General features: G+C 67.5%; 3 protein-coding genes and 2 tRNA genes. 1 reads left to right on the plus strand and 4 read right to left on the minus strand.

Annotated features, from left to right (window positions below; all coding sequences use genetic code 11):
- Positions 1-147: 147 nt before the first annotated feature.
- Positions 148-223 (minus strand) — tRNA-Glu (locus tag Q4F91_RS11890).
- Positions 224-238: 15 nt separating this feature from the next.
- Positions 239-314 (minus strand) — tRNA-Ala (locus Q4F91_RS11895).
- Between the two features lie 225 nt (positions 315-539).
- Between Q4F91_RS11895 and uvrA the strand changes: the two genes are divergently transcribed.
- The gene (gene uvrA, locus Q4F91_RS11900) at positions 540-6,203 is read left to right on the plus strand and encodes an excinuclease ABC subunit UvrA (RefSeq protein WP_303337934.1); all 5,664 of its coding nucleotides are present in this window, start codon (positions 540-542) and stop codon (positions 6,201-6,203) included.
- A 64-nt stretch (positions 6,204-6,267) separates the two neighbouring features.
- Here uvrA and lptG read toward each other — a convergent pair whose 3' ends face one another.
- Both lptG and lptF read right to left on the minus strand, forming a co-directional pair.
- The gene (gene lptG, locus Q4F91_RS11905) at positions 6,268-7,401 is read right to left on the minus strand and encodes an LPS export ABC transporter permease LptG (RefSeq protein WP_303337935.1); all 1,134 of its coding nucleotides are present in this window, start codon (positions 7,399-7,401) and stop codon (positions 6,268-6,270) included.
- Positions 7,398-8,534, minus strand: coding sequence for an LPS export ABC transporter permease LptF (lptF, locus tag Q4F91_RS11910; protein WP_303337936.1), 1,137 nt, complete (start codon positions 8,532-8,534; stop codon positions 7,398-7,400). Before lptF ends, lptG begins: the two co-directional genes overlap by 4 nt.
- Between the last annotated feature and the right edge of the window lie 179 nt (positions 8,535-8,713).

Consider the following 8,713-nt stretch of genomic DNA (forward strand, 5'->3'; position numbering starts at 1 on the left):
CCGCTGACCTCTTGCATGCCATGCAAGCGCTCTCCCAGCTGAGCTAATCCCCCGGGAATTCTGATTTTCAACTTTCACCGCGGTCTCCCGCGGTCCGGCGCAATCCATGCCGGAGCCCGAACAGCTCAACAGCGCGTCTTGAATCCGTGGCGTCCCCAAGGGGATTCGAACCCCTGTACCAACCGTGAAAGGGTTGTGTCCTAGGCCTCTAGACGATGGGGACCCTGAACAAAAATTCTGGTGGAGGATAGCGGGATCGAACCGCTGACCTCTTGCATGCCATGCAAGCGCTCTCCCAGCTGAGCTAATCCCCCGGAATCGAGAAGCGTGATTATGCCCGAGCAAATCCCTTTGATCAAGAGCGGCCGTGCATCGGATTACATTTCGTTACAACTAGGCGATCCGCCTCCCCGAGAGGACAGGACGGGATGCGGGCCGTCCCCGGGGACGCGCGGCTGCCCGGCATGGGCTAGATTTAGCTTCCGTGACCAAATTTCCTCCCGAGGCCCCCGGTGAAGGGTGCCTCCGACCGGACTGCAATGACTTCGAAGACCGACAAGCGCGCCGCCCCCGAGGCGCCCGTGATCCGCATCCGCGGCGCGGAGCAGAACAATCTGAAGAACCTTGACCTCGACATCCCCGTGGGCGGCTTCACGGTGGTGACCGGCCTCTCGGGGTCGGGCAAGAGCTCGCTCGTCTTCGACACGCTCTATGCCGAGGGCCAGCGGCGCTACGTCGAGACCTTCAGCCCCTACGCCCGCCAGTTCCTCGACCGCATGGACCGCCCGAAGGTGCGCTCGATCGAGGGCGTGCCGCCGGCGATCGCGATCGACCAGAACTCCGCGATCCGCACCTCGCGCTCGACCGTCGGCACGATGACGGAGATCAATGACCGCCTGAAGCTCCTCTTCGCGCGCGAGGCGCACTGCTTCTGCCCGAACGACGGCTCGGAGGTCGGGAACTTCACCCCGGACACGATCTGGGCGGACATGCTGCTCCGGCTCGCGAAAAAGGACCTGTCGGACGGACGCACGGCGGTCTGCTTCGAGCGGTTCGTGCCGAAGGAGCTCCCCCTCGAGACCGCCCGCGCGGCGCTCTCCTCCCAGGGCTTCACCCGCATCCTCGCCGAGGAGAAGAGCCGGAAGGGCGTGACGCTCCTCGTGGCCGCGGACCGCTTCCGCGCGTCGAGGGTCGAGCGCTCGCGCGCGATGGAGGCCGTGGAGACGGCCTTGAAGCGCGGCGAGGGCGCGCTCGTCCTTGCCTCCGAGACCGATGAGGGGCTCGTGCGGGTCGCCGCCTACCGCGTCGGCCGCGTCTGTCCGGAGTGCGGCTGGGAGGCCGCGGACCCGAAGCCCTCCGACTTCAGCTTCAACTCCCCCGTCGGCGCCTGCCCGGTCTGCCGCGGCTTCGGCCGCGTGATCGCGACCGACATGTCGCTCGTGATCCCCGACCGGCGGCTCTCCCTCATGAAGGACGCCGTCAAGCCCTTCTCGACCGCGTCCTTCTCCGAGTGCAAGGCCGACATGCTGCGCGCCTGCCGAAAGTTCGGCATCGACCCGAACGTGCCCTACGACGCTCTCCCGGAGCACGACCGTGAGATCATCGAGCAGGGCGAGCCCGGCTGGACGGGCGACTGGACGCGCGAGTGGTACGGCATCGGGCGCTTCTTCGAGTGGCTCGAGTCGAAGAGCTACAAGATGCACGTGCGCGTGATGCTCTCGCGCTACCGCGCCTACCGCACCTGCACGGCCTGCGCGGGCGCGAGGCTCAAGCCCGCCGCCCTCGCCTGGCGCGTCGGCACCGTGGAGGACCGCAGTCATGCCGGCGAGCGGCTCGGCGACGCCCTCCCCCTCGTGCGCCCCGTCGGGAGCAAGCTCACGGAAAAGGATGCCGCGGCGCTCCCAGGCTTCAACTTCCATGAACTCATGCTGCTCCCCGCGACCGAGCTGCGCGACTTCCTCGAGCGCCTGCGCTCGCGCGAGCACGACGCGGCCGAGGAGCTCATCCTCGGCGAATGCCTCTCGCGCATCGGGTTCCTCTGCGACGTGGGGCTCGGCTACCTCACGATGAACCGTCAGGGCCGCACGCTCTCCGGGGGCGAGGTGCAGCGCGTCAATCTCACCACCGCGCTCGGCACCAATCTCGTCAACACGCTCTTCGTGCTCGACGAGCCCTCGATCGGCCTGCACCCGCGCGACATGGACCGCGTCAATTCGATCATGCGTCGGCTCACCGCCGCCGGGAACACGCTCGTCGTCGTGGAGCATGACCCGCAGGTGATGCTCGCCGGCGAGCGCCTGATTGACCTCGGGCCGGGCGCCGGCGCCGCGGGCGGCGAGATTCTCTTCGAGGGATCCACGCGCGACGCCCTCGTCTCCGGGACCGAGACGAGCGCCTATCTCTCCGGCAAGAAGCGGATCACACGCAAGCAGCGCCCGGTGACGGAAAAGACCCTCACCTTCACGCTCGCGCACGCGACCGCGAACAACCTGCGCGACGTCACCGTGAGCTTCCCGCTCGGGCGGCTCATCACCGTGGCTGGCGTCTCGGGCTCGGGCAAGTCCTCGCTCATTGTCGACACCCTCGTCCCCGCGCTCACGAGGCGCCTCGAGGGCGCCGTCACCTTCACCGTGCAGGATGACGAGGGCGGCACGAGCGAGCCGCGCATTCCCGCGACGCTCTCCGGGACGCTGCCGAAGGGCATCGAGTTCGTCGACCAGAGCTCGCTCGGCCGCACCACGCGCGGCAACCCGGCGAGCTACGTGAAGGCCTTCACGGGAATCCGCGAGATCTTCGGCGCTTCGCCCGAGGCCGTGGCCGCGGGGCTCAAGTCCGGCGACTTCTCCTTCAACTCCGGCGCCGGCCGCTGCCCGCGCTGCGCCGGCACCGGCTGGGAGCACGTCGAGATGCAGTTTCTCTCCGACGTCTATCTCCCCTGCCCTGCATGCTCGGGAAAGCGCTATCAGGAGCACATCCTCGCCATCCGGCCGCAGTTCGACGACGGCCGCCGGCGCTCGATCGCCGACGTGCTCGAGCTCACCGTGGACGAGGCCGTCGAGGCCTTCGCAAAGCGCTTGTCCATCGTGACGCCGCTCAAGGTGCTGCAGATGACGGGCCTCGGATACCTGAAGCTCGGGCAGCCCCTCACGACGCTCTCGGGCGGCGAGCGGCAGCGCCTGAAGCTCTCGGCGCGCTTGGCCGAAGGCGTCTCTCACTCGAAGGACGGCCGCGGCCTTCTCTTCGTCTTTGACGAGCCGACGACGGGCCTGCACTTCGCCGACTCGGCGAAGCTCGTCGACGTCTTCGACCGCCTCACCGCGATGGGCTCCACGGTCATCGTGATCGAGCACAACCTCGACGTGATCGGCGCCTCGGACTGGGTGATCGAGCTCGGCCCCGACGGCGGCGCCGAGGGCGGCCGGGTGGTCTTCGAGGGCTCGCCCGAGGAGATGATGAAGCGCGGGACGCTCACGGGCGACGCGCTCTCGGCCTGGAGGCGCGCTCAGGACGGCGACGCCTCGCGCGAGAGCTTCTTCAACCTGCCTGAGATAAAAAAGCGCGGCCGCTCGATGCAGTCGGTGCTGCGCGAATCGCGCTCGATCGTGATCGAGGGCGCGCGCGAGCACAATCTGCGCGACCTCTCGGTCGACATCCCGCGCGAGACCTTCACGGTCGTCACGGGCCCCTCGGGCTCGGGCAAGTCCACGCTCGCCTTCGACATCGTCTTCGCCGAGGGCCAGCGGCGGTTCCTCGAGAGCCTCAACGCCTACGCGCGCAGCATGGTGCAGCCGCCGCCCGAGCCGGATGTCTCGAGCGTGCGCGGCATCCCGCCCACGGTCGCGATCGAGCAGCGCACGACCCGCGGCGGCATGCGCTCGACGGTCGCGACGATGACGGAGCTCTATCACTTCCTGCGCCTCGTCTTCGTGAAGCTCGGCACCGAGCACTGCCCGGACTGCGGCGTGCCGGTCGCGCCCCAGACGCCGGCGATGATCGCCGCGGGCATCGCGGCGAAGTTCCGCGGACGCGTCGCGATCCTCGTTCCCGTCGTGACCGGCAGGAAGGGCATCTTCGAGAAGGAGTTCCTGAAACTGCGCCAGAAGGGTGTGAAGCTCGTGCGCGTCGACGGCCGCTGGGAGGAGATTTCGGACACGGTGCCGAAGCTCGCCAGGAACGCCCTCCACACGATCGAGGCCCTGGTCGGCCACGCCGACGCGGGCGAGCCCGTGCGCGACATCGAGACCGACGTGCTCGCCGCGCTCGGTTTCCAGAACTCGACCCAGATCTGCGTCGTTGACGCCGCGGCGCCCCGCACGGACGCCCCGGGCGAGGCGAGGGGCGGCGAATACTATTCGCTCGAGCGCGCCTGCCCGAGCTGCGGCAGGAGCCTCCCTGAGCTCGATCCGCGCCTCTTCTCCTACAACGCCGAGATGGGCGCCTGCCCGGCCTGCTCGGGCTACGGCGTCATCACGGCGGCCATCCGCCGCGCGGTGAAGAAGGGCGAGGCGATGGAGACCGAGCTCGCGGACACCGAGGACGAAACCGTGGTGACCTGCCCGGACTGCCGCGGCGCAAGACTCAACCCCGTCGCCCGCAGCGTTCTCTGGGAAGGCAAGGCCATCCAGGACATCTGCGCGATGACCGTGGACGAGGCCTCGGAGTGGTTCGCGGCGCTCAGGCTCGACGGCCGCAGCGCAGCCATCGCCCGCGACGCGGTCGCGGAGATCCGCTCGAGGCTCGAGTTCCTCAAGGAAGTGGGGCTCAACTACCTCACGCTCGAGCGCAGCGCGCCGACGCTCTCGGGGGGCGAGACGCAGCGCATCCACCTCGCGAGCCAGCTCGGCACCAATCTGCGCGGCGTCTGCTACGTGCTCGACGAGCCGACGATCGGCCTGCACCCGCGCGACAACGCGATGCTGTTGAACGCCATCACCTCGCTCACGCGCAAGGGCAACACACTCCTCGTGGTCGAGCACGACGAGGAGACAATCCGCCGCGCGGACCACGTGATCGACATCGGACCGGGCGCGGGCGCGCGCGGCGGCCGCCTCATGGCCGAGGGCACCGTCGAGGACATCATGGCCGCGCCCGACTCCCCGACGGGGCGGCTGCTGGCGAATCCGATCCTCCACACCGGGAACCCGGCGAGGAAGCCCGACGAGAAGGGCCCGAAGCTCACGCTGCGCGACATCCGCTCGCGAAATCTCCACATCCCCGGGCTCACGATACCGCTCGAGCGCATGACGGTCGTGACCGGCGTCTCCGGCTCGGGCAAGTCCACGCTCTGCCGCGAGGTGCTCTTCGAGAACCTCAGGCGCAGGCTCGACGATCCGAAGGCGCCGCTCACCGGCCTCGGGCTCCTTCTCGGGCAGGAGAAGCTCGGCCGCGTGCTCGAGGTTGACCAGAGCCCGATCGGCAAGAACCCGCGCTCGTGCCCGGCCACCTACGTCGGCGTCATGACGGCCATACGCGACCTCTTCGCGAGCGCGAACGAGGCGAAGGAGCGCGGCTTCGACGCCGGCCGCTTCACCTTCAACAAGCCCGAGGGAGCGTGCCCGCTCTGCGCGGGCCAGGGCCTCAGAACGGTCGAGATGAGCTTCCTCCCGGACGTGAAGATCCTCTGCGAGGCCTGCGGCGGCATGCGCTTCAATCCCGAGACGCTCGCCGTGCTCTGGAAGGGGAAGTCAATCGGCGACGTGCTCAGGATGGAGATCGACGAGGCCGTGGGGTTCTTCGCGACCATGCCCTCGATCGCGCATCCGCTCAAGCTCATGCAGGACGTCGGCCTCGGCTACCTCACGCTCGGCCAGCCATCGCCCACGCTCTCGGGCGGCGAGGCGCAGCGCCTCAAGCTCGTCACCGAGCTCGCCAAGGTGAGGCCCGACGGCAGGGTCTCCGCGCGGACGCCGCGCACGCTCTACGTGCTCGACGAGCCGACGGTGGGCCTGCACATGGCCGACGTGAAGAAGCTCACCGACGTGCTCTCCCGGCTCGTCGACGCCGGCAGCACCGTGGTGATGATCGAGCACAACCTCGACGTCATCGCGGACGCCGACTGGGTGATCGACCTCGGCCCCGAGGGCGGCGCCGGCGGCGGCGAGGTCGTGGGCGAAGGCATCCCCTCGGCGATCGCCCGCAGGAAGACCGCGACCGGTCAGGCGCTCAAGGCGTTCCTGAAGGAACACAAGCCGCGCAGGGGTTGAGGGAACCCCGGAAATGATTTCGCCCGGGGGCGTCAGGCTCCCGGGCGAAATGCTTTTGTCTGATTTACCTGCGTTCAACCCACACCAGAGCGCCCGCGGACGCAATCAGCATGAGGATCGAGGGCGCCACCGCCATCAGCCAGGGCGGTGCGCTCGAGAAGATCGAGAGGTAGGAGAAGAGGTTGTTCAACGCGTAGAAGGCGATGCCGATCAGCACGCCCGTGAAGATCTTGATCGCGACGCCGCCCGAGCGGGCGTTCATGTACCCGAAGGGCATCGAGATCGCGAGCATCACGAGCACGGCGAGCGGATAGAAGGCCTTCTGCCAGAAGACCGAGACGAAGTGATCCGCCTCCTGATTCACCTTCTCGAGATGCTGGATGTACTGCGAGAGGTCGACCATGCCCATGCGGTCGGGCTTCGTCGTCATGACGCCGAGGATCTCCGGGGTGATGGTGGACGGAATCTGGACCTCCTCCCTCAGCTCGCTCTCGACGGGAGACTGCCGCTCATCGGTGTGGGCGCTGGTGAGCTCGGGGTAGTAGACCGTCGTGACGTTTCTCAGCACCCAGCCCTTCTCGGCCGTGAACTGCGCGCTCTCGGCGCGGATGAGGCGCTCCAGCCGGCCCGTTCCGTTGAACTCGAAGATGCGCCACGCGCCCGTGCGGTTGCGGTCCGAGGCGGAGATGCTGCGGATGTTGATGTAGCGGTCGACGGTCGCGCCGTTCTCGGCCTTCGTCACGTCACGCACCCAGGCGCCCGAGGAGTATCCGCGGGCGGAGAGCGTCGTGCCGGCGGCGCGGATCTCCTGGCCGTAGCGCTGCGCCCAGGGGGCGACGCCTTCGCCGAGCGCGTAGGTGAGCGCCATCAGCAGGATGCCGGGGATGATGAACCAGACGGCGAGACGCTGGGGCGAGAGGCCCGCAGCGCGCAGAACGGTGAACTCCGAGGTCGACGCCCAGCGCGACATCGTGTAGACGGCGGCCAGAAGCACCGCCAGGGGCGACACCTCGTAGGCGCGCGACGGGAGCGTGAGGCCGGTGAGGAGGAACGCCGTGGCGAGGTCATAGCGGTTGCCGGCGACCTCGTCCATCTGTCCGATCAGATCAAAGAACGCGAAGAGCGCGATCAGGATCACGAGGACGAAGAGCGTGGAGAGAAGAATCTCCTTGGTGAACTGACGGGCGATCACACTCATTTGTCAGATCCTCCCGCCAGGGCACGGCGCTCGCGCCAGTACCAGAGATTCATCCATTTCGGCAGCCACCGGGTCATCCAGATTCGTCTCACGAAGAGCACCACCGCTATGAGGAAGACGCTGCCGTTCAAGAGCACGAAGGCGCTCAGGAGCGAGAGCTTCTCCTGCGTCACGCGGCTCTCCGCGACCGAGAGGCCGTTGAGGTAAAGAATGAAGATGAGCGCGGCCATCAGCAGATTGAGGCTGCGGCCGGCGCGCGGCGACGTGCAGGAAAGGGGTATGGCGAGCAGCACAAGGTTGAGCGCCGCGATCGGCCAGGAGAATCGCCACAGGAGCTCGGCCTGGTTCTCGGGCGACGGGAGCGCAAGGAGAACGGCGAGCGGAAGCGAGTTCGCGCGCGTCGAGCTGAAGGCGTTGTCGATGCGGATGTCGAGACGGATCGCGTAGTCGCTGAACTCAACGACCCGGGTCTGCGCCGAATCATTCATCGTCTCGTAGCGGCTGCCGTCCTTCAGGACGATGTAGCGGTCGCCCTCGGCGTTGGTCTCGACCGTGCCGCGGGCCGCGGCAACGACGGATTCCTTGCCCACGCCGCTCTCGGCGACGAAGACACGGCCCACCTCGTTTTCATTTTCGCCGGCGGACTCAATGAAGAAGACGCGCTTGCCGCCCATGGCCTCGATGAAGCGGCCCGGCGCAATGGCGTTCACATCGTCGCGCTGCACGTACTGCGTGCGCAGCTTCTCCGTCTCGGCACGGGCCCAGGGCGAGATGACGAGTGAAAGAAGCGCGATCACCGCGACGATCGGCAGGGCGAAGCGCAGCATCGGCTCGACCCAGGAGAGGAGCGAGCGGCCGCCCGAGGAGAACCAGACCACCATCTCGTTGTCCTGCCAGGAGCGCATCATCGTCATCAGCGCGGCGATGAAGAGCGAGGCCGCGAGCAGCGGCGGCAGGTTCACGAGGGCGTTGTAGAGCACGAGCTGGAAGACAGCGGCGTGGTCGACGCTGCCGCCTGCGGCGAGGTTCAGGAAGCGAACCATGGCCACGGCAAGCACGATCGTGAAGAGGACGGTGAAAACGCCGCCGGCGATGTTGGCAAGCTCTGAGATCAGGGAGCGCTTGAAAATCATGTGCGTCGTCTTCGTTCAGGAGGGGTCCTCGGGCACGGGAAGCGTCCGAGGGCGGAAGAATTGATTGTAGCGTGCCGGCCTACATACGGAAAACCCCCGCAGACTGTTCGTCTGCAGGGGTTCACGTATAGGGAGCCTGGCGATGACCTACTTTCACTGGAAATACAACCAACTATCAT

The organism is Sutterella sp. (assembly GCF_030539355.1).
In the GTDB taxonomy this organism is placed as follows: domain Bacteria; phylum Pseudomonadota; class Gammaproteobacteria; order Burkholderiales; family Burkholderiaceae_F; genus Sutterella.